18 protein-coding genes and 2 pseudogenes are annotated in these 22022 nt (G+C 57.1%); 12 read left to right on the plus strand and 8 right to left on the minus strand.

From position 1 onward, the window contains the following. Window positions 1-126: 126 nt before the first annotated feature. Window positions 127-1965 (plus strand): glutamine--fructose-6-phosphate transaminase (isomerizing), encoded by a 1839-nt coding sequence (gene glmS / locus BM261_RS04245; protein ID WP_074895455.1) that lies wholly within the window; start codon window positions 127-129, stop codon window positions 1963-1965. 53 nt (window positions 1966-2018) lie between these two features. On the opposite strand, the gene BM261_RS04250 is transcribed toward glmS, so the two are convergent. From BM261_RS04250 to coaD, 4 genes are all read right to left on the minus strand, one after another. Next, the gene (locus tag BM261_RS04250) at window positions 2019-2570 is read right to left on the minus strand and encodes a DNA-3-methyladenine glycosylase I (protein WP_074895457.1); all 552 of its coding nucleotides are present in this window, start codon (window positions 2568-2570) and stop codon (window positions 2019-2021) included. Beyond that, on the minus strand, window positions 2567-3250 hold the full coding sequence (gene bioD, locus BM261_RS04255) for a dethiobiotin synthase (protein WP_074895460.1): 684 nt from the start codon (window positions 3248-3250) through the stop codon (window positions 2567-2569). The genes BM261_RS04250 and bioD overlap by 4 nt, the downstream gene beginning before the upstream one ends. Continuing rightward, window positions 3240-4529: an adenosylmethionine--8-amino-7-oxononanoate transaminase gene (gene bioA, locus BM261_RS04260; protein WP_074895462.1), complete on the minus strand. Its 1290-nt coding sequence runs from the start codon at window positions 4527-4529 to the stop codon at window positions 3240-3242. The genes bioD and bioA overlap by 11 nt, the downstream gene beginning before the upstream one ends. Window positions 4530-4635: 106 nt before the next feature. Next, the gene (gene coaD, locus BM261_RS04265) at window positions 4636-5148 is read right to left on the minus strand and encodes a pantetheine-phosphate adenylyltransferase (RefSeq protein WP_074895464.1); all 513 of its coding nucleotides are present in this window, start codon (window positions 5146-5148) and stop codon (window positions 4636-4638) included. Between the two features lie 330 nt (window positions 5149-5478). On the opposite strand from coaD, the gene BM261_RS04275 reads away from it, so the two are divergent. From BM261_RS04275 to rng, 7 genes and pseudogenes are all read left to right on the plus strand, one after another. Continuing rightward, complete coding sequence (locus BM261_RS04275; RefSeq protein ID WP_049254725.1) at window positions 5479-5967, plus strand: GNAT family N-acetyltransferase; 489 nt, start codon at window positions 5479-5481, stop codon at window positions 5965-5967. A gap of 182 nt (window positions 5968-6149) precedes the next feature. Further along, complete coding sequence (gene rarD / locus BM261_RS04280) at window positions 6150-7046, plus strand: EamA family transporter RarD (protein WP_074895466.1); 897 nt, start codon at window positions 6150-6152, stop codon at window positions 7044-7046. Between the two features lie 139 nt (window positions 7047-7185). Continuing rightward, window positions 7186-9225, plus strand: a complete 2040-nt coding sequence (locus BM261_RS04285) for a hypothetical protein (RefSeq protein WP_143095750.1) — start codon at window positions 7186-7188, stop codon at window positions 9223-9225. Between the two features lie 84 nt (window positions 9226-9309). Next, window positions 9310-9612 (plus strand): hypothetical protein, encoded by a 303-nt coding sequence (locus BM261_RS04290; protein ID WP_074895471.1) that lies wholly within the window; start codon window positions 9310-9312, stop codon window positions 9610-9612. Window positions 9613-9617: 5 nt separating this feature from the next. Continuing rightward, window positions 9618-12269 carry an aminopeptidase N gene (gene pepN, locus BM261_RS04295; RefSeq protein ID WP_074895473.1) on the plus strand — a complete coding sequence of 884 codons (2652 nt, stop codon included), beginning with the start codon at window positions 9618-9620 and terminating at the stop codon, window positions 12267-12269. A 64-nt stretch (window positions 12270-12333) separates the two neighbouring features. Then, window positions 12334-13193: pseudogene (locus BM261_RS04300) on the plus strand (EamA family transporter). 185 nt (window positions 13194-13378) lie between these two features. Then, entirely contained in the window at window positions 13379-14872 is a 1494-nt protein-coding gene (rng, locus tag BM261_RS04305; protein WP_049248764.1) for a ribonuclease G, read from the plus strand. A gap of 110 nt (window positions 14873-14982) precedes the next feature. On the opposite strand, the gene BM261_RS04310 is transcribed toward rng, so the two are convergent. Together BM261_RS04310 and gmhB are read right to left on the minus strand one after the other, a co-directional pair. Next, window positions 14983-15714: a lysophospholipid acyltransferase family protein gene (locus tag BM261_RS04310; RefSeq protein ID WP_074895475.1), complete on the minus strand. Its 732-nt coding sequence runs from the start codon at window positions 15712-15714 to the stop codon at window positions 14983-14985. Next, window positions 15698-16279 carry a D-glycero-beta-D-manno-heptose 1,7-bisphosphate 7-phosphatase gene (gmhB, locus tag BM261_RS04315; protein WP_049248765.1) on the minus strand — a complete coding sequence of 194 codons (582 nt, stop codon included), beginning with the start codon at window positions 16277-16279 and terminating at the stop codon, window positions 15698-15700. The genes BM261_RS04310 and gmhB overlap by 17 nt, the downstream gene beginning before the upstream one ends. Before the next feature lie 208 nt (window positions 16280-16487). Here gmhB and BM261_RS04320 point away from each other — a divergent pair, with 208 nt between their 5' ends. Then, on the plus strand, window positions 16488-17207 hold the full coding sequence (locus tag BM261_RS04320; RefSeq protein ID WP_074895697.1) for a DUF4190 domain-containing protein: 720 nt from the start codon (window positions 16488-16490) through the stop codon (window positions 17205-17207). Window positions 17208-17305: 98 nt separating this feature from the next. Here the strand turns inward: BM261_RS04320 and BM261_RS04325 are convergent, their stop codons facing one another. Further along, window positions 17306-18112 carry a DNA ligase gene (locus tag BM261_RS04325; protein ID WP_074895477.1) on the minus strand — a complete coding sequence of 269 codons (807 nt, stop codon included), beginning with the start codon at window positions 18110-18112 and terminating at the stop codon, window positions 17306-17308. A 99-nt stretch (window positions 18113-18211) separates the two neighbouring features. Here BM261_RS04325 and BM261_RS04330 point away from each other — a divergent pair, with 99 nt between their 5' ends. Both BM261_RS04330 and BM261_RS04335 read left to right on the plus strand, forming a co-directional pair. Then, window positions 18212-18847, plus strand: a complete 636-nt coding sequence (locus BM261_RS04330; protein ID WP_074895479.1) for an MBL fold metallo-hydrolase — start codon at window positions 18212-18214, stop codon at window positions 18845-18847. A gap of 100 nt (window positions 18848-18947) precedes the next feature. Continuing rightward, window positions 18948-19784: a DUF937 domain-containing protein gene (locus tag BM261_RS04335; RefSeq protein WP_070452043.1), complete on the plus strand. Its 837-nt coding sequence runs from the start codon at window positions 18948-18950 to the stop codon at window positions 19782-19784. 91 nt (window positions 19785-19875) lie between these two features. Here BM261_RS04335 and BM261_RS12340 read toward each other — a convergent pair. Next, window positions 19876-19986: pseudogene (locus BM261_RS12340) on the minus strand (IS5/IS1182 family transposase); the annotation flags it as partial. Window positions 19987-20144: 158 nt separating this feature from the next. Between BM261_RS12340 and aceK the strand changes: the two are divergent. Further along, window positions 20145-21917 carry a bifunctional isocitrate dehydrogenase kinase/phosphatase gene (aceK, locus tag BM261_RS04340; protein WP_074895481.1) on the plus strand — a complete coding sequence of 591 codons (1773 nt, stop codon included), beginning with the start codon at window positions 20145-20147 and terminating at the stop codon, window positions 21915-21917. The last annotated feature ends 105 nt before the right edge of the window (window positions 21918-22022 follow it).

Genomic DNA, 22022 nt, shown 5'->3' on the forward strand with positions numbered 1-22022 from the left:
ATCAAGAGGCCGTCTGAAACCCAAATCCGCGCCGTTCGGATGATGTAAAACGGCTTTTTACCGCTGCCGCTTCCGGGAGCCGGAACGGCAGTCATTTCGTTAATCTTTAGATACTAAGGAACTTATATGTGCGGTATCGTCGGCGCCATCCGCGCCAATCACAATGTAGTCGATTTTCTGACCGACGGTCTCAAACGCCTTGAATATCGGGGCTACGACTCGTCGGGTATCGCCGTGAACACAGACGGCAAAATCAAGCGCGTGCGCCGTGTCGGCCGCGTGCAGCTGATGGAAGACGCCGCGCGCGAAAAAGGCGTGTTCGGACACATCGGCATCGGCCATACCCGCTGGGCGACCCACGGCGGCGTAACCGAACCCAACGCCCACCCCCACATTTCCGGCGGCATGATTGCCGTCGTCCACAACGGCATCATCGAAAACTTCGAAGCCGAACGCGAACGCCTCCAATCCTTAGGCTACACCTTCGAATCGCAAACCGACACCGAAGTCATCGCCCACAGCGTCAATCACGAATACACCCAAAACGGCGGCAAACTGTTTGAAGCCGTCCGCGCAGCCACCGCCCGTTTCCACGGCGCATACGCCATCGCCGTGATGGCGCAGGACAAACCCGAAGAAATGGTGGTCGCACGCATGGGCTGCCCGCTCTTAGTGGCATTGGGCGATCAAGAAACCTTCATCGCCTCCGACGTATCCGCCGTCATCGCCTTTACCCGCCGCATCACCTATTTGGAAGACGGCGACATCGCCGTATTGAGCGCGAACGGCATCGAAAAACTGATCGACAAAACCGGTGCCGACACCCAACGCAAAATCAAAGTATCCGAGTTGTCGCTCGCTTCGCTGGAGTTGGGCCCGTACAGCCACTTCATGCAAAAAGAAATCCACGAACAACCGCGCGCCATCGCCGATACCGCCGAAGTGTTCCTTGACGGCGGCTTCGAACCCGAAAACTTCGGCGCGAACGCACGCGAAGTGTTCGACGATATTCACAGCATCAAAATCCTCGCCTGCGGCACATCCTACTACGCCGCGCTGACCGCCAAATACTGGCTCGAATCCATCGCCAAAATCCCGACCGACGTGGAAATTGCCAGCGAATACCGCTACCGCGACGTGATTGCCGATCCAAAACAATTGGTCATCACCATTTCCCAATCCGGCGAAACCTTGGACACGATGGAAGCCCTGAAATACGCGCAGTCTTTGGGACACAAACACAGCCTGTCCATCTGCAACGTCATGGAATCCGCCCTACCGCGCGAAAGCGAATTGGTGCTGTATACCCGCGCCGGCGCAGAAATCGGCGTCGCCTCCACCAAAGCGTTCACCACGCAACTGGTCGCCCTCTTCGGCTTAGCGGTTACCTTGGGCAAACAGCGCGGCTTTGTTTCTGCAGAAAGGGCGCATGAATACGTTGAAGAGCTGCGCCAACTGCCCGGCAGCATCCAACACGCCCTCAACCTTGAGCCGCAAATCGCCGCGTGGGCGCAAAAATTCGCCAAGAAAAACAGCGCACTGTTTTTAGGCCGCGGCATCCACTTCCCGATTGCCCTCGAAGGCGCGTTGAAGCTGAAAGAAATCACCTACATCCACGCCGAAGCGTATCCTGCGGGTGAGTTGAAACACGGCCCGTTGGCTTTGGTGGACGAGAACATGCCAGTTGTCGTGATTGCCCCGAACGACAGCCTGTTGGACAAAGTAAAAGCCAATATGCAGGAAGTCGGCGCACGCGGCGGCGAACTCTTCGTCTTCGCCGATTTGGACAGCAATTTCAACGCCACCGACGGTGTGCACGTCATCCGCGCCCCGCGTCATGTCGGCGTACTCTCGCCGATCGTACACACCATCCCCGTGCAGCTCTTGTCTTACCACGCCGCCCTCGCACGTGGCACGGACGTGGACAAACCGCGCAACCTGGCGAAATCGGTTACGGTCGAATAAAGGCCGTCTGAAAAAACCGGTGCTTTAACAACAAAAAGGCCGTCTGAAACTTTTCAGACGGCCTCGATCCATTTCGGCCTGCGTTTCAAAACTTCCCGATAAACCTTGCAGTCTTCGGTGTGCGCGCCGGGCAGGTAGCCGGTGCTCATCAAAAATTCGCCGACGATTTCGCCGCCCATGAATTTGAAGTGTTTTTTAAACAGCGCCACCCATTCTTCTTTGGTGCGCGGATGGTGCATATCGAGCCAGTTTTTGAACGAACCGCATTCCTGCCGTATCCGCCGGATTTGTTGCGCGTTGTAAATGGCGGCGTTGATTTTCAAACGGTTGCGGACGATGCCTGCGTCGGCAAGCAGCCGTTCGTGGTCGGCATCACCGAAAGCGGCGACGGTATCGATGTCGAAGCCTTTATAGGCCGTCTGAAACGCCTGCCGCTTCTTCAAAATCAAGGTCCAGCTCAGGCCCGCCTGATTGATTTCCAACACCAGCCGCTCAAACAGTCCGTTGTCGTCTTCAATCGGGAAACCGTATTGTTCCGCATGATACTGTTTGTTCGGATTGTCGCTGTCTTCGGGCAGGTTGTTGGCAAAGTCGCAATAATTCATGGTTTTTGTCCGTCCATGTATTCAAACGCGGTCTGCGGAAAATGTTGCCGCAGGTAGCGTTGCAGGTATTCGGCGGTTTCCTGTTCAATCAGCGGGTCTGCCGGCGGGAAGCGGTTGTATATCAGCATTTCGACGGCTATCCCCTGCTGTCGGCAGGCCGCCAGGCTTAACAGGGTGTGGTTGATGCTGCCGAGCCTGCCCGATGTAACCAGCACAGCGGGATAAGCTTGGGCGCGGATGAAATCGAGCGTGGTCAGGGTGTCGTCCAGCGGCACGGCCAGCCCGCCCGCGCCTTCGAGCAGGACGTAATCGTAACGTTCGGCAAGTGTGGCGGTGGCGCGGTTGATAACGGCGGGGTCGATGCGCGCTCCCGCCATGCGCGCGGCCAGATGGGGCGAGCAGGGATAGCCGAACAGGTAGGGGCAGGTGGTGCCGTCGGTGTCTTCCGGCAGCAGCGGCAGGTTTTGCAGGCGGCGGTGGACAAGGATGTCGTCGGAGATGCCCGTGCAGCCGGTCTGTACGATTTTCTGGGTAATGACGGAAAAGCCCTGCCGCATCAGCTTGGCCGCCAACCAGCCGGTGGCGACGGTTTTGCCGATGTCTGTATCGATGCCGCCGACAAACAGGATTTTGCCCTGCTTGCGGGTTTGGAGGCCATCTGAAAACAGTTTATCCGCCATATTCTTCCCTCAATGCGGCAATGAGGCCGTCTGAAAGTTTGTCCAACTCATGCGGCTGCATGATAAACGGCGGCATGGTGTACACCAGCCTGCCGAAGGGGCGCAGCCACACGCCGCGTTCGACGAATTTGGGCTGGAGGCGGCGCAGGTTTACGGGTTCCCGCATTTCGACCACGCCGATGGCGCCCAGCACGCGCACCTCTTTCACCGTCGCGATATCGCGCGCGGGCGCAAGGGTTTCGCGCAGTTGCGCCTCAATCCGCGCCACATTTTCACGCCAGCCGCCTTCCAGCAGCAGCCTGACCGATTCGTCGGCCACGGCGCAGGCCAGCGGGTTGGCCATAAACGTCGGCCCGTGCATAAAGCAGCCCGCCGCGCCGTTGCTGACGGTATCGGCGATATTTTTGTGCGTTACCGCGGCGGAAAGCGTGAGGTAGCCGCCAGTCAGGGCTTTGCCCAGACACATGATGTCAGGCACGACGTCTGCGTGTTCGCAGGCAAACAGCTTACCCGTGCGCCCGAAACCGGTGGCGATTTCGTCGAAAATCAACAGCACACCGTGTTCGCGGCACAAGGCCTGCGCCCGCTTCAGATATTCGGGCGTGTAAAAATACATCCCGCCCGCCCCCTGCACGACAGGTTCCACAATCAGCGCGGCGATTTCTCCGCCGTGTTTGTCCAGCAAATCCGCCAACGGCGCAACCGCCTCTTCGCGCCACGGCTCGCCGAATTTAACCGGAGGCTGTGGCAGGAAAAACTGCACCGGCAGACGCTCGGCAAACAGGCTGTGCATTCCGGTAACGGGGTCGCACACCGACATCGCGTGCCAAGTGTCGCCGTGATAGCCCGCCCGCAGCGCGGCAAACTTGCTGCGCTGCGTTTCTCCGCGCGCGTGCTGGTATTGCACCGCCATCTTCATCGCCACTTCCACCGCCACCGAACCGCTGTCGGCGTAAAACACTGTGTCCAAACCCGAAGGCAGGATACCCAGCAGCGTCTGCGTCAGCTTTGCCGCCGCATCGTGGGTGAAACCGCCGAACATGACATGGCTCATCTTTTCAAGCTGGAGGACGGCGGCGCGGTTCAGACGCGGATGGTTGTAGCCGTGCACCGCCGCCCACCACGACGACATGCCGTCAAGCAGCCGCCGGCCGTCTTTCAGGGTAATCGTTACCCCGTCGGCCCGCTCGACCGGATAAACCGGCGCGGGATCGGCGGTGGAGGAATACGGATGCCAGATATGGCTGCGGTCGAGTTCGGTCAGGGTGTGTATGTCCATGTATGATTTCTCCTTTTTCCGCGCCCGTTCAAACAAGAGGCCGTCTGAAAATGCCGCAGGGGGTTTTCAGACGGCCTCCCGGTACGACAAAGGCGGCATGGCGGTTTCAACCGATGTTTTTATGGTCTTTCAAAATTTTTTCGTACACCGCGTCGGGCACATAACGGCGGATGATGTCGCGCCAACCCTCAGGCCCGACCAGCCCTTTCACCAAAGTGGACGACACTTCGGCAAACTCGCGCGGCGGAATCAGCAGCACGGTGGACACTTCCGGCTGCAAATCGGAATTGATGTAGCGGATGGTGCGCTCGTATTCGTAGTCCGACGCGCTGCGGATGCCGCGCACGATGTAGCCCGCCTTGACGCTGTGGGCATAATCGACCAGGAAACGGTTTTCAAAGGAATCGATGCGGACATTGGGGAAGCATGCGGTGATGTCTTCCAGCATCCGGCGGCGTTCGGCCACCGTGTAGGTGGATTTTTTGTCGGGATTGCTGCCGATGGCGACAATCAACTCGTCAAACAGGGCTTGCGCCTCGCGTATCATCCATAAATGGCCGTTGGTGGGCGGATCAAAACTGCCGGCATAAACGGCGCGGCGCATGGGCTGTGGGGACATGGTTGGTTTGATGCTTCGGCATGTAAAGCGGCAGAATAACGGGATTGTGAAGAAATGTCAAAAAGGCCGTCTGAAACAATACGGCGGTAAAATATAGTGGATTAACAAAAATCAGGACAAGGCAACGAAGCCGCAGACAGTACAGATAGTACGGCAAGGCAACGCCGTACTGGTTTAAAGTTAATCCACTATAAAACGGCTTTTGCGGTTTTCAGGCTGCCTTTATTGCAACAGCCGCAAGTCGGATACTTGTATCCGACACCTTGCTTTCAGACGGCCTCAAAGCAGCCTGAAAACAAGCCAAGTGCCCGCCAAACAGGAAAACACGCCATGCCCCAAACCGTTACCCTTGTGCCGTACGACCCCGCACACGCCGCCGATTTGGACTACCGTCTGCACGGAGAGCAAGCACAATACTCGGTTTCGCCCCAAGAGCGGCTGCAAAACGGCCGGTTCGCCGCGCCCGACTGTTTGGCCGTAACCATTTTGTGCCAAAACCGCCCCATCGGATTTTTCATCCTTGATAAAGGCAGCGACCGCCTTACTTACAGCACCAACCCCCGCGCCGTATTGCTGCGCTCGATGTCGGTCAACCCCGCATATCAGGGTCAAGGCTGCGCCCGCGCGGCGCTGGCTGACGATAAATTGGCGCCGCTCATCCGCAGCATATTGCCCGACTGCGACGAAATCGTGTTCGGCGTACACCACGCCAACCGCGCCGCCATCGGCCTGTACCAAAGCTGCGGATTTGCCGATACGGGGCGAACCTTTATGGGCACAAAGGGGCTGCAATATATTTACAGCAAAACGATTCGGTAAAAGGCCGTCTGAAACAATAAATCAAGCGGGTAGGTTGGGTCGCGACCCAACAACATGATTAAATCTCTTGCCAAATGTTGGGTTTGGCAACATAGCGGAAAAACCCGAAATCATGACAATCAGGCTGCGGTTTCAGACGGCCTGTATCCTAGCGGCTTTTCAACGAAAGCGATTTGCAACCCATGACCCCGTTATCCCAAGGCATCCTGCTGTGCCTGTTTTCCCAACTCTTATTCGGCGTACTCTACCTGTTCAGCCATTGGATGAAACCCTTGGGCGGCACGGACGTGTTCGCCCTGCGGATGCTGGTTATGGCGGCGGGGATATGGCTGATGATGCTGTATTCCATCGGCCTGCCCGCGCTTTGGCGTTTTGCCCGCGAACGGCTGGGCATTTGGCGCGACAGGCTGTGGTTTGCAATCGGCACCGCCAATATCGGCAGCCAGTTTTGGCTGTTTATGTGGGCGCCGGTGAACGGCGAAGGGGTGAATGTGGCCACGGGCTATTTCCTGTTCCCGCTGGTGATGATGCTGGCGGGGATGTTGTGGCTGAAAGAGCGGCCGAACCGCCTCCAACTGGCCGCGCTGATATTGGCGGCGGCCGGCGTGGCGCACGAAATCTGGACCGTGCGTTCTTTTTCGTGGACAACGCTGTGGGTGTGCGGCATGTATCCCGTTTATTACTTAGGCCGCCGCAAAATGAATGTTCCCGCCCTTCAGGGGCTGACGCTGGATTTGACCCTGATTCTGCCCTTTGCCGCCGCATACCTGCTGTGGCGGCACGAATCGTTGGCGGTGGTGTGGCAGGAGCCGCGCTACTGGCTGCTGCTGCCGCTGCTGGGACTGTTCAGCGCGCTGGCCATGTCGGCCAATTTGAAATCGGGGCAGCTACTGCCGGTCAGCCTGTTCGGCATGTTGAGCTATGCCGAACCCGCTCTGCTGTTTTTGGCGGCAGTGTTCGTACTGCACACGCCGGTGGCCGATTCGGCCTATATCACTTACGGCCTGATTTGGACCGGCCTGCTGCTGTTGTGCCTAAACGGCTGGTTGGCTTTCAGACGGCCTAAAGAGGCCGCCTGAAAGACCGATCAACTTCGACGCCATCCATCATAACCTATGAAAAAACAACAAAATCCCATAATATTTGGCAACCCTAAAATTTCGAGGCAATTTTATGTATCATATGTATAAACCTGTTTTTCTACTTGAAACTTCCGCCATGCGCGCGCCCTGGTCCGGGTTGGGCTGGCCTATTCAGGCTGTCCTGCTCTTAATGCGCGGCATTGTGCCGTTTATGATGATGATGCCCGTATTGCTCATCGGCTATGTACTGACCATCGTGGCGGGCGTGGTTGCCGTAGCGACGGCGGGAACGGGTTTGTCGATACTTGCACCAATCTTCGGTGGCGCGGCTCATTTCCAGCTCGGACAATATGTACTGGCGGCACTGGTGTTTGCCGTGATTGTATTCATCTGTTCTCTGCCGCTGCTGTTCGCGGGCGGATTGATGTCGGCGGTGACTTCGCTGGCAGAACGGGGAAATTGTTCGATATGGCAGGTATTCGACGGCTTCAATGGGGCGTTTTGGCCGATTATCAAGCTGATGCTGCTGGGCTGCGTGCCGATGACTGCGGCAGTTTACGGCTTAACAATCATGACCCGTGCGGGTATGCATCCTTCGGATTGGCCCGTCATCCTGATGATGATGTTGACCTTAGCCGGCGTATTTGCATTATGGATTGTGCCGCTGCCGCTGATGGTGCTGCACGGCATCCCGCCGTTACGCGCCGTCCTGATGTCGCTTATGGCGGTGGTAAAAAACATCCTGCCCGTACTGTGCCATACGGTGGGCATGCTGTTACTGCTGGGTGCATTCAACCTGTTTTTTGGCGCGCAAATGAGTTCCCTGAAAACGGGAGCCATCCTGCCGTTATACGGAAACATTTTGTTTTGGCTGATGTTCTGGCTGGTTTTGATGGTACTGGCGTTCGCCGTCCCGCTGACGGGCTATGTGTTTTACCGCAACGTTTTCACCGATTCGCCGCTGGAAGGCGGCAGCCGGCTCGGGTTGGGCGTACTGCTCGTTTTGGCTACGGGTGCGGATGCGGGAACAGTTTATTGGAAACAGGCATTCAGGCCGTCTGAAAACCGCACATCCCCCCAAACCGCCATCGGCGACAATATCCAACCCGCGGAATTGCAGAGCAGAGTACAAGATAATGAATCGCCAATATTTGCGGTGCAGGCTTTGGCCGACTACGCAGACCTGCTGAGTAACGATAAAACTATTCAATCGAAAGAGTCTGCCGAACTGATATCGGAAATGCGTTCCTACAAAACCGATTTCGCCCGCCGCCTTGCCGCTGACAGACGTCTGCCGCAGAACGATGCCGTACTCACCGATCAAAAAAGTTACCTGCGCCTACTGACCGAAATCCTAGTTGCCGAAGAAAATACCGCATTCTTTTTTCGGGGAGAGAACAAACTTTGGGCCTACGGCGACGAAACGGTAGAGTTGGAATGGCCTGAAAACAACAATGCGGCGACGGGCCGGTCAACCTACATGAGCGTTTTGTACCGCAACGACAAACCCTTCCAAGCCGTCCAACAGATTAGCTTGAAAAAAAACCAGCAGATAGCGGGGTACGGCATTTGCGTCTTCCAGCCCGATGGCAAACTGTGGAGGGGACGTTACCATATGGCAGGAAAAGAGCAAAAAACCGACATCAAACAATACTGCCGTCAAATTTACAGCAATATCATTCATACTCGGGCAACACTGGAACAACGCGTACGCGCCATATGGACGCTGAGTGATGCGGAAAGCGAAAGCGACGCATCCCTCAAATTTATTTCATCTTATGTCGAATATAAAAACCTGCCCGAACTGATGCCTGAAGGCATGACCGAAAACCGCCTTACCGTCGGCTATGACGCATCCGGACAGGTGCGGAACGTTTTCTGGAGTTTCGGCAAGAACGGTACGTCACACAGTCAAAACTATTATCTTAAAAACGGTAAAGTTTATTTGGCCGAAGCCAACACCTACCGCCCGACCCCAAAAGGTTCGAACCAAGATGACTACTATGTGGAGCAGAAATGGGCGTTTAACCTGCAAGGCAATCCCGTAAACTGGAAACCCGAACAGTCCGACCCCATGCCCGACTATCCGCTCAACCGCGAAACCATGATGCGGGACATCGAACGCTTCATCAGAGTGGCAGCAACCGGCGGAGCAGAAAGAAAGTACATAAAATAGCCGTATCCGCGCCAACCTTTCCAATTTCTTGAAACCGCACCTTCAGGCCGTCTGAAAACCAATCTGTAAAGAAAGGACAAACCCATGCAGTGCCATATCGTTTGGGATAAAACATGGTTTGCGGACAAGGGGAGGCCGTGTCCCAACCCAGTTGCCTGCACGCTCTACACCCAGCTCCACCTGCCCGACGGCGGCTGGAGCGTCGTGCTTGAATTTTCCGACACACCGCCTGCGCTGCCGTCCGGCGAGAATATGGCCGAAAAGGTTTATTTCCTCGTAGAATCCGCACCGCACGAATTATTGCAACCGGGTTTCACCTTCGACTTCATGAGCGGCGGCCACACAGTCGGCCGCTGCACCGTTATTGCCCCTTCACACTCAGGATAAACAAAATGACCGAAAAAACCGTACACCATCTCAAAGACTATCAAGCACCCGCCTATTTGGTATCGCAAACCGACCTGTCTTTCGATATTTACGACGGCCACACCGACATCACCGCCGCCGTGCGTTTCCTGCCGCAGCGCGCGGACGAACCGCTAGTGCTGGACGGTTCGGCCGAACTGCTGTCGGTTGCGCTGGACGGCGAAGCGGTGCAATACGAATTGGACGAAAAAAACGGCAGGCTGACCATCGCCAACCCGCTGTCAGCCCCCTTCACGCTGACAACCGCCACCCGTGTCAGGCCGTCTGAAAACAAAACCCTGATGGGGCTGTACGAAAGCGGCGGCAACCTTTACACCCAATGCGAACCCGAAGGCTTCCGCAAAATCACCTACTATCCCGACCGCCCCGACGTGATGTCCGTCTTCACCACCACCATCACCGCCGACAAAGCGCGTTATCCCGTCCTGCTGTCCAACGGCAACCAAATAGGCGGCGGCGAACTTTCAGACGGCCGCCACTGGGCAAAATGGCACGACCCGTTTAAAAAACCGAGCTACCTGTTCGCACTTGTGGCGGGCGACTTGGCCGTCAGCCGCGACACCTTCACCACCCGCAGCGGCCGCGAAGTCGCCATCGCCTTCTACACCCGCAAAGAAGACGCGGGCAAAACCGCCTTTGCCATAGAAGCCCTGAAAAACGCCATGAAATGGGACGAAACCCGCTTCGGGCTGGAATACGACCTGGACATTTACATGGTCGTGGCCGTGGGCGACTTCAACATGGGCGCGATGGAAAACAAAGGCCTGAACATCTTCAACACATCCTGCGTGCTGGCGGACTCCCGCACCGCCACCGATGCCGACTTCGCCCGCGTCGAAGCCGTCATCGCCCACGAATATTTCCACAACTGGACGGGCAACCGCGTTACCTGCCGCGACTGGTTCCAGCTCTCGCTCAAAGAAGGGCTGACCGTCTTCCGCGACCAGGAATTTTCCGCCGACCGCGCCAACGCCGCCGTCTGCCGCATCGAAAACGTCGCCCTGCTGCGCGCCCACCAGTTCCCCGAAGACGCAGGCCCCACCGCCCACCCCGTGCGCCCCGCCAGCTACGAAGACATGAACAACTTCTACACCATGACCGTGTACGAAAAAGGTGCGGAAGTCGTCCGCATGTATCACACCTTCCTAGGCGAAGAAGGCTTCCAAAAAGGTATGAAGCTCTATTTCGAACGCCACGACGGCCAAGCCGTTACCTGCGACGACTTCCGCGCCGCCATGGCCGACGCCAACGGCTTCGATTTCGAACAATTCGCCCTATGGTACAGCCAGGCGGGCACGCCCGCGCTCGACATCACAGGCCGTCTGAACGACCAAGGCGACTACGTCCTGAACATCAGACAAAGCATCCCGCCCACCCCCGACATGGTCGACAAACAGCCCATGTCCATGCCCCTTGCCGTCGCCCTGTTCAGTCCGGAAGAAGACAGCTTCGGCGAAAAAATACCCTTCCGTCTGACACCGGACGGCGCGCCGCAAACCGAAGCCGTGCTGCACATTACCGCCGCCGAACAGCAAATCACGCTCTACGGCGCAAACCGCCCCGCCGTACCGTCCCTGCTGCGTAGCTTTTCCGCACCCGTCATTCTGAACTACCCCTACACCGACCAGGAACTCGGCATCCTCCTTTCCGCCGACGACGACCCCTTCGCCAAATGGGAAGCTGCCCAAACCCTATACCGCCGCGCCGTCCGCGCCAACCAAACCGCACTTTCAGACGGCCTGCCCGCGCCGGAACACAACGCACTCATGCAGGCACTCGAATACGTCTTAAACGCCGACTTCAACCCCGCCTTCCAAGCCCTGCTGCTGCAACTGCCGCCCGAAGCCGACCTGTGGGCGGAAGACGATAACATCGACCCGCTGCTCGTCCACCGCGCGCGCGAAGCCCTGCTCGACGCCGTCGCCGCCCGCTTCCTGCCGCAATTCCGCAGCCTGAACAACGAAGCCGCCGCCCAAGAGCAGGCCGCCCCCGCCGCAACGCGTTACGAATACAGTCCCGATTTGGCCGGCTGGCGCGCCCTGCGCAACACCTGCCGCGCCTACATCCTACGCGCCGACCCCGCGCACATCGCCGCCGTCGCCGAAAAATACGGCGAAATGGCGCAAAACATGACACACGAATGGGGCATACTCAACGCCGTCAACCACATCGGTCGTCCCGAACGCGACCGCCTGCTGGCGCAATTTACCGAAAAATTCGCCGACGATCCGCTGGTGATGGACAAATACTTCGTCCTGATTGCGTCCTGCCGCCGCGCCGACACCCCGCAGCAGATACAGGCCGCCCTGCAACACCCCGCGTTCAACCTGCAAAACCCCAACAAAGCCCGCGCCCTGCTCGGCACATTCAGCCGCAACGTCCCGCACTTCCATGCCGCCGACGGCCGGGGCTACCGCTTCTTGGCCGACAAAATCCTCGAAGCCGACCGCTTCAATCCGTCGCTGGCCGCGCGGCTGGTGCACGCCTTCAACATCTGCCGCCGCCTCGAACCCATCCGCCGCAACCTGATGGCGGAACAGCTGCGCCGCATCAACGGCACCGAAGGCCTGTCGGGGGAAACGGGGGAAATCGTCGGCAAAATCCTACAGGCCGTCTGAAAACGAAGTTTCCGAAGGAAGCCGAGTTTCTGCGAAGCTAAAACGCTGCACACAAGGAATCCCCATGCCCAACCGCACCGCCGCCATCCTCGCCACCGCGCTCGCCCCGCTGATTTGGGGCAGCACCTATCTCGTGACCACCGAATTTCTGCCGCCAAACCGGCCGTTTACTGCCGCTTTAATCCGCGTGCTGCCCGCCGGGCTTTTGCTGTTGGCGTGGACGCGCAGGCTGCCTCGGCGCGGTGAATGGGGCTTTGTCGCCCTGCTCGGTTTTTTAAACATCGGCTTTTTTCAGGCCATGCTGTTTGTGGCGGCGTACCGTTTGCCGGGCGGTTTGGCGGCGGTGCTGAGTTCCACGCAGACGCTGATGGTGCTGGTGTTCACTTGGTTAATCGGCAAAACCATGCCGCCGAAAGCGGCTTGGGGCTGGGCGGCGGCGGGCGTGGCAGGGATTGCACTGTTGGTGCTGTCGCCGCAGGCGCGCTATGGCACGCTGGGCATTTTGGCGGCACTGGCGGGCGCGGCGGCAATGGCCTTGGGCGTGTATTTGTCGAAACACCGCCGCACTTCACTGCCCGTGCTGGCGTTCACCGGCTGGCAGCTGTTTATCGGCGGACTGTGCCTGCTGCCCGTCGCCCTGCTGGCCGAACCGCCGCTGGAAGCGTTAAGCGCGGCCAACCTCGGCGGCTACCTGTATCTGTGCCTGTTCGGCGCGGTGCTGGCTTATGTGCTGTGGTTCGACGGCATCGCCAAACTGTGCCGCCCGCCGCCGTATCGTCGCTGGGATTGCTCAGCCCCGTCTGCGCCTTCGTGCTGGGCTGGCTGTTTCTCGGCCAGGGCATGGACGCGAAATCGATGGCAGGCTTTGTGTTGGTGCTGGCTTCGATTTTCGGGGTGCAGCGGGCGGTGGGGAAGGCTACCTAAAAGCGCAGCTTCAACGAAGCTAAAACGAAGTTTCCGAAGGAAGCCGAGTTTCTGCGAAGCTAAACGGGGTTTCCGCCGGACCATCGGGTTGCGGCGGAAACAAAACACCCTCCTCACCGCACATAAACTTTTCAGACGGCCTCTGCTTTCTGTATCATGGCGTGCTTGAAATCCGAAAGCCGATTATGTTACCCAGCATCCCCCTCCATAAAGACATCGTCCGACCGCCGGAAACCGTGTTGGTCAATATCACACCGCAGGAAACGCGCGTGGCCGTGCTCGAAGAAAACAACATCTGCGAACTGCACATCGAGCGCAATTCCGGACACGGCCTGGTGGGCAACATTTACCTGGGCGTGGTGCGGCGCGTCCTGCCCGGTATGCAGAGCGCGTTTATCGACATCGGCTTGGAACGCGCGGCCTTCCTGCACATCGTCGACGTATTGGAACAGCGGCAAAACCCCGACGAAACCCAGCGCATCGAACACATGCTGTTCGAAGGGCAAACCGTGCTGGTGCAGGTCATCAAAGACCCGATCAACAGCAAAGGGGCGCGGCTTTCCACCCAGATTTCGCTGGCCGGACGCTTCCTCGTCCACCTGCCGCAGGAAGAACACATCGGCGTTTCCCAACGCATCGAAGACCACGAAGACCGCCACAACCTGCGCGACCGCCTGCAAAACCTGCTACCGCCGGATGCCGCGCACGGCTACATCATCCGCACCAGCGCGGAAACCGCCGGCGATGCCGAACTGCAGGCCGACATCGACTACCTGACCAAAGTGTGGGCCAACATCCGCCAACAGGCCAAAACCTGTCCGGCAGAAAGCCTGCTGTATCAGGATTTGCCCCTCAGCCTGCGCGTGCTGCGCGACATGTTCAGCGACAACACGCGCGAAATCCTGGTCGATTCAAAAGAAAACTTCGCCAAAATGCAGCATTTCGCCACCCAATACGTTCAAGGCGCGGCGGAAAAAATCAAGCTCTTCACCGGCGAGCGGCCGCTGTTTGAAACCCACAACGTCGAAGCCGAAATCAACCGCGCCCTCCAGCCGCGCGTCAATCTCAATTTCGGCAGCTACCTGATCATCGAAGCCACCGAAGCCATGACGACGATAGACGTGAACACCGGCGGCTTCGTCGGCGCGCGCAATTTCGACGAAACCATTTTCAAAACCAACCTCGAAGCCTGCCACGCCATCGCGCGCGAACTGCGCCTGCGCAATTTGGGCGGTATCATCATCATCGACTTTATCGACATGTCTTCCGACGTGCACCGTGAAGCCGTGCTGCAGGAGCTGGCCAAAGCCCTCAGCTTCGACCGCACCCGCGTTACCCTCAACGGCTTCACCAGCCTCGGCCTGGTAGAGCTGACGCGCAAACGCACGCGCGAAAACCTCAGCCATGTATTGTGCGAACCCTGCCCCGCCTGTCAGGGCAGAGGCCGTCTGAAAACCCCGCAGACCGTCTGCTATGAAATCCAGCGCGAAATCGTGCGCGAAAGCCGCCGCTTCGACGTACGCCAGTTCCGCATCCTCGCCTCGCCGGAAGTGATCGATTTGTTTTTGGACGAAGAGTCGCAGTCGTTGGCGATGCTGATCGACTTTATCGGCAAACCAGTGTCGCTGGCGGTGGAAAACAGTTATACGCAGGAGCAGTTCGACGTAGTACTGATGTAAGTGGAAAGCCTGTCGGCAAGAAAGCAAAAGGCCGTCTGAAAACTCGGCTTCCTTCGGAAACTTCGTTTTCAGACGGCCTTTGACCAATCTGGAGAAACGGAATCCCGCCGTCAATGACGGTGCGCGGCGGCACGCGGGCCTTTGCCGTTAATGTGCTGCTGCTGCGTTTCAATCCACTCTTCGCAGCGGGCGGTCAGTTCGGCCTCGCTGCCGTCTTCATGGCGGATGACGGGGCCGATGATGACGTCCACCGTCCCGGGGTATTTCAAAAACGAATCTTTCGGCCAAAATTCTCCGCTGTTGAGGGCGACGGGGACAATGTCCATTTCAAACAGCTTCGCCATCCGCGCCGCGCCGCTTTTGTAACGTCCCTTGCTGCCCGGTGCGACCCGCGTGCCTTCGGGAAAAATGGTAATCCAATAGCCTTCGTCGCGCCGCTCCCTGCCCTGTTTGGCCAATTGGGCGTTGGCCTGCGCGCTGCCGCGTTCGATGCCTATGGTTTTGACGATTTTCAGCCCCCAGCCGAAGAAGGGGATTTTAAACAGTTCGCGCTTGGCCACGAATACCTGCGGCGGGAAAATTTCCTGCAGGGCGAGCGTTTCCCAGCCGCTTTGGTGTTTGGCGCAGATGATGGACGGTTTGTCGGGGATGTTCTCCGCACCGACTAGCCGGTATTTCAAACCGACGATGTTTTTCAGCGACCACATCAGGATTTTCACCCACTGCCGGGCTACCGTGTGCGCGCCGTTGGGAACGACTGCAGCCAATAGGATGAAGGGGAACATGGTAATCAGGCTGACCACCAATATCAGCCAGTAGATAAGGTTACGCAACAACAGCATGGCCTGCCTCCGTTTCGGCTTCGTCCTGTCCCATCAGGTATTGCGAAAACGCCATCAGGTCGTCGAAAACCTGCGTGCCTTCGGGCAGTTCGGCGGCGTGTTCCGCCAACGTTTTCTTTCCTTTACCGGTCAGCACCAGCACGGGTTTGCCGCCCGCCCCGGCCACGGCCTGCAAATCGCGCAGGCTGTCGCCCACCATATAGGTGTTTTCGGCTTTGGCGTTGAAACGGTCGAGAATGTCCAACACCATGCCGCTTTTCGGCTTGCGGCAGCCGCAGTCGGCGGCGGCGGTGTGCGGGCAGAACCAAACACCGTCTATCACGCCGCCCGCCTGCTGAACCATTTTGTGCATTTTGTTGTGCATTTCGGTCAGTTCCTGCATGGTGAACAGGCCGCGCCCAATGCCGGACTGGTTGGTGGCCACGGCCACGGTGTAGCCCGCCTCGGAGAGGAAGGCGACGGCATCCATGCTGCCGGGCAGGGGAACCCATTCATCGGCCGACTTTACAAAGTCGTCCCGGTCTTGGTTGATGACGCCGTCGCGGTCGAGAATTATCAGTTTCATATCGGTTTTCCAAAAAGGCTGCGGCATTGTAGGGCCTGGCGCGTGCCTGTCAAGGTTTTATGTATGACGGCAGAAAGCCTGTCCCATCATGTGTTGCGGTACGGCTGGATATTTTCAGACGGCCTGAAGATACGGTTGCGGTAAGATAATCAAAAGCGGGTATAATGTCGTTTCCCAATAATCCGTTATGAACAGTGCGTGGTCAGCCATGACTCCGAAAACCTCATCTTCTGCCGCTTCGGGCAAACATCAAAACATCCTGGCACCGGTCAGTTTGGTTTGCGGGCTGCTGGCGTGGACGCTGTTGCCCATTGTCGCCGCACTGGCCGCCATCCTCACCGGCCATATCGCCTATGCCAAAAACAAGCGGTTGAAAGTCGGCGGCAAGGGTATGGCATTAACAGGGCTGGTGCTGGGTTACAGCGGTTTGGGCGCGGCGATGATGCTGATCGGTATCTGGGTCGGCATGCCGGAAGGCAAATCGCTGTGGCCGCAGGAGGCCGCCGCGCCGGCCGAACAAGCCGCTTCGGCCGTTCAGGCCAAACCCGCCGCACCGCAGCCGCGCGGTTCGGAAAACCAGGCCGCCCCCGCCGTACCGGAAAAAAACGTCAAACCGCTCCCCCCTGTAATTCCGCCGGCAGCCGTGCCGATTTTGTCCGCCCAGCAACGGGTGGAAGAAGCCTTGAATGAAGGCACGCCATTGGACGAAATCAATGAAACCCACGAAGAAGCGGGGGAAGACGATCCCAGCCTGCGCTATTGGCAACGGATTGAAATCAAGCAAGGCAATATCGTCATCACGCCGAAGCCGAATATTTACGGCCTGTCCGCACAGATTATGCTGTTCTCCACCCGTGAAAACGGCGGCTTGTCTTGGACTTGTGTCGGCGAATTGGACAAAACGGTGGAAGAAACCGTTTGCCGCTGACCCGTCGGGCCATCTTGTATTGAAAGGCCGTCTGTAAAACCGTTTTCCGGTTTTCAGACGGCCTTGATGCTTTTATTTTCCAACGTTTGATTCTGCTTTTATTTGTCTTTGCGGATACGCAGGAAGGTGGCGAAACGGGGTTTGCCCTTTTGCGTGAAACCTCGGTAACGGTAGGTAATGACCGAGCCGACCGGCGGCGGGTTGGCACGCTCGGCATCTTTAAACCCGCTTCCGATACGGAATTCGCCCAAATCGTTGCGGCAGCCGACCGCGCCGAGTTTGCCCGCATATTTCCCTTTGCCTTCGTAATGGCGCGTTACCGTACATTCGGCATCCTGCTGCGGTTTCAGTTTCAGATAACCGCTGCTGCGGCCTGCACGGTACGGCAGTTGCGGATCGCGCAAAATCACGCCCTCTCCTCCCGCCTTCACAATTTTTTCCATCATCGCACGCGCTTCTTCAATATTTTTGACCGGCGTTTGTTTGACAACGACAATGTTCGCCGGATATTTTTTCAGACGGCCTTCCAATACGGCCAGCCTTTGGTAAAGGTTCCCCTCTGCTTCCGGCAAGTCGAAAACGTACAACTTAATGCCGCCCCAATCTCCGTCGGCCGAACGTGTGGCGGCGGAAATCCGCTCAAACTGCCCGCGCGAACTGTAAAGCTCGCCATCCAGCGGATAGGACGGAAAATTGCGGGTAAACCCCGGCGGCGGCGTGAAGGCATAACCTTGGCGGCTGATCAGCTTTTTGCCGTCCCAATAGGCGCGTACGCCGTCCAATTTCTCGCTGGCCGCCCAGCCCTGCACGTTTTGGTTGCTATATTCTTCCGCCAACATCAGCGGCGGCGCGGCCCAAGCAGAGGCGGTTATGGAAAAAAGCACACAAAAAATAGGGTTTTTCATGACTGTTTTGCCCAAGTGATTGGTTTGGTCGGGATTATCACATATAATTCATTATCTTGGTACAGCCGGTTATTCAAAATAAATATCTTAAGGAAAACGATGTCGCTACATGTTGAAATTATTGCGGTTACCCTGTTCCGCCAGAACTGCACACTGATGTGGGACGACGAAACCAACGAAGCGGTTTTTACCGATGTCGGCGGCAACGTTCCGCGCCTGCTGGAAGAAGCGGAAAAACGCGGTTTGCACGTTAAGGAGATTTGGCTGACACACGGCCATCTCGACCATGTCGGCGGCGTGGCGGAAATGACGGCGGGCAATCCCAAAATCGAAGTTTTGGGTCCGCACGAAGCCGACCGCTTCCTGCTGGCAAACCTCACCGAAATCACCAAACAATACAATTTTCCGCCAACCAAACCCTTTATGCCGACGCGCTGGCTGGAAGAAGGCGACGAATTGAAAGTCGGACAATATGCCTTCAAAGTGCTGCATATCCCGGGCCATACGCCCGGTCATATCGTTTTCTACTGCGCCGAGGCCGACTTGTTGGTGGCGGGCGACGTGATTTTCTATGAAAGCGTGGGGCGCACCGATTTCGAACGCAGCAACCACGACGACTTAATCCGCAACATCCGTGAAAAAATCTTCACTCTGCCTGAAGACACCCAAATCGTTACCGGACACGGCAGGATGACGACGGTCGGCTACGAAAAACAGCATAACCCCTATCTTTAAGCTACAATGTGCCCGGTTCGAACCTTCCTTCCGAACCGTCTTTTCAGACGGCCAAGCCGTCTGAAAACATTTTGAATGCACAAATACAAGGAACCCCGCCATGACTACCCGCTTCGGCACCTTGCTGCAAGAAGAACTCGTCCCCGTCCTCAGCCGATTTTTGACCGCCGCCGGCGAAAACGCCGAAACGGGTACGCAGGCGGCAAAATTGGTTTTACCCGCCGTTTTGGCCGGCGTATTGAAGAGCACGGCCGGCAATCCCGATTATGCGTCCGCCCTTTACCGGCAGGCCGGCGCGGAAAGCGGCCTGTCTGCGGACGAAGTTCAGGCACAATCCGAACGCCTGATTGATTTGGGCAACAGTCTGCTGCCTGCCGTGTTTGACGGTAACGCCGCCGATGCGGCTGCCGAATTGGCACGGCAGAGCGGGATTGCCAAAGCGTCTGCCGCCCGCCTGCTGGCCATGGCACTGCCTTTGGTTTTGTCGCATTTGGGCCGCAGCAGCGGCAGCCTGTCCGACTTTTTGAAATTGCTGGCCGGTCAATCCGATCATCTGGCGGAAAATCTGAACGGCGGACTGCTTTCGGCTTTGGGCATCAGCAATGTTGCCGCCGTATCAGCCGTTGCCCATAAGCTGTCCGACCATGCCGCTTCCTTGCAATTATCGGATGACGGACTGCCTGCCGTATCGGGCAAATCATCAATTGTCGGAAGCCTGCCGGTATTGCTGCTGGCGGTAGTATTGGCTGTCATGGCGTTTAAAGGTTGCAGCACCAAAGTGGTGGAACAAGGTCAGGACCGACCTTTCGAGACCGACGTGGTTCAGCCGCATCCCGCCGCCGATCAATCTTTACCCGCCCTACCCTTGCCCGACGAAGCGGTTACCACGCCGAACGGGCCGGTAGCCGAATCCGCATCAGCCATCAGCGGGCAATAGTCAAATCTTTCCCCTGCAAGCAGGCCGTCTGAAATTTTCAGACGGCCTGCTTGCTTTTTTATCTAAAGCAACATAAGGTTACATAAAACTACAAATATAGTGGATTAACTTTAAACCAGTACAGCGTTGCCTTGCCTTGCCGTACTATCTGTACTGTCTGCGGCTTCGTCGCCTTGTCCTGATTTAAATTTAATCCACTATATATGGCGGATTAAACGGCGTTAATGCTGAATAGTCTGCCGCAAACAGTACGGAGCGGCTTAATTGATGCGTTTCTGCGCTTTAAAACATTATTCCCGCACGCTTCCGCCTTGCTCTGTTTGAAACTGAAGCCGCTATAGCTATAAAGGAGAAACTACAATGGAAAAAACGGCAAACACCCCGTCTGCCCGCGAAATTGCCGAAACCATGTTGGCCGGATTCGACAAGCACTACCGCCTGTTCCGCGAAAAATCCGCCCAAGCCAAAGCCCTGTTTGAACGGCGCGACTGGAAAGGCATACAGGATTTGGTGGCCTACCGCATCCAGATGTACGACCGCCGCGTGTCGGAAGCGGCCGACATTTTGACCGAACGTCTGGAAGGCGGCTCGTCCGACCAATTGTGGGCGGAGGCAAAAAAAGAATACATCGCCCTCTTGGTGGATCACAAACAGCCCGAACTGGCGGAAACCTTTTTCAATTCCGTATCCACCAAAGTGTTGGCCAAAGAATATTTCAATAACCGGTTTATCTTCGTCAAACCGGCCGCCAGCACGGAATTTATCGACTCCGACCCACCCGTGTTCTGCACTTTCTACCCTGCCAATGCCGGTTTGCGCGGCTGCCTGCAACGGATATTGCGGCATTTCGGCTGGCAGGTGCCGTTTGCCCACGCCGCCGCCGACGTGGCCGACATCCTGCGTGCGGCGCGTCGGCATTTCGACAAGGAGTGGCCGCCGCGCGAGCTAAACCTGCACGTTCAAGTGTTGAATTCGGCTTTTTACCGCAACAAATCGGCCTATATCTTCGGGCAGATTATCAACGGCAGCAGCAGGCATCCCTTTGCACTGGCGGTGGTACACGACACCGAAGGCCGTCTGAAAATCGATGCCGCGCTGTTTGACCCGAAACAGATTTCCGTACTCTTCTCTTTCGCCCGCGCCTATTTCCTGGTGGATATGCCCGTTCCCAGCGGCTATGTGCGCTTCCTGCGCGAAATGCTGCCGATGCGCTCGGACGGCGATTTTTACACCCTGCTCGGCCTGCACAAACAGGGGAAAAACATTTTCTGGCGCGAGTTCACGCAGCACCTGCGCTATTCCGACGACAAATTCATCCTCGCGCCCGGCATCAAAGGCTTGGTGATGAGCGTGTTTACCCTGCCCTCCTTCCCCTATGTGTTCAAAGTGATTAAAGACACCTTCGGGCCAAACAAAGACTTTGACCGCGAATATGTACAGCAGAAATACCTGCTGGTGAAAAAGCACGACCGCGTCGGCAGGATGGCCGATACGCTGGAATTTTCCGACATCCCGCTACCCAAAGTCCGCTGCGACGAAGCCTTCCTCAACGAAATGCGCACCTTGGCACCGAGCCAAATCGAGGAAACCGACGATATGGTCATCATCAAACACGCCTATATCGAATACCGTCTCACACCGTTAAACCTGTTTATGCAGAAGGCTTCGCCGGAAGAAAAAGCGGCGGCAGTCATCGACTACGGCTTCGCGCTGAAAGAACTCGCATCGGCCAATATCTTTCCCGGCGATATGCTGTACAAAAATTTCGGCATGACGCGCTTCGGACGGGTGATTTTCTATGACTACGACGAAATCGAATACATGACCGACTGCAATTTCCGCAAAATCCCGGAAGCACCGAATCCGGAAATGGAAATGTCGGGCGAGGTATGGTATCCCGTGCATAAAGGCGACGTATTCCCCGAAGAATTCGCCCCCTTCCTGCTCGGCGAACCCGACGTACGGCAGGTTTTCCTCAAACACCACCGCGATTTGCTGACCCCCGAATTCTGGCAGGGCAAAAAAGAGCGGCTGCAACAGGGTTTGTTTGACGATTTCTATCCCTACCCGCAATCCGTCCGCTTCAATCCGGAACAAACGGCCGAAGGCTTGGCAGAGGATACGGATGTTTGATTGGATAACCGTTGCCCCGGCAAGAGGCCGTCTGAAACTTGATTTTTCAGACGGCCTCTTGTGGGTTTGATATATTTCGGCATGATTAAATGCTACTTGCAGGCT

This window comes from Neisseria elongata subsp. elongata (assembly GCF_900113545.1).
GTDB classification, from domain to species: Bacteria; Pseudomonadota; Gammaproteobacteria; order Burkholderiales; family Neisseriaceae; genus Neisseria; species Neisseria elongata.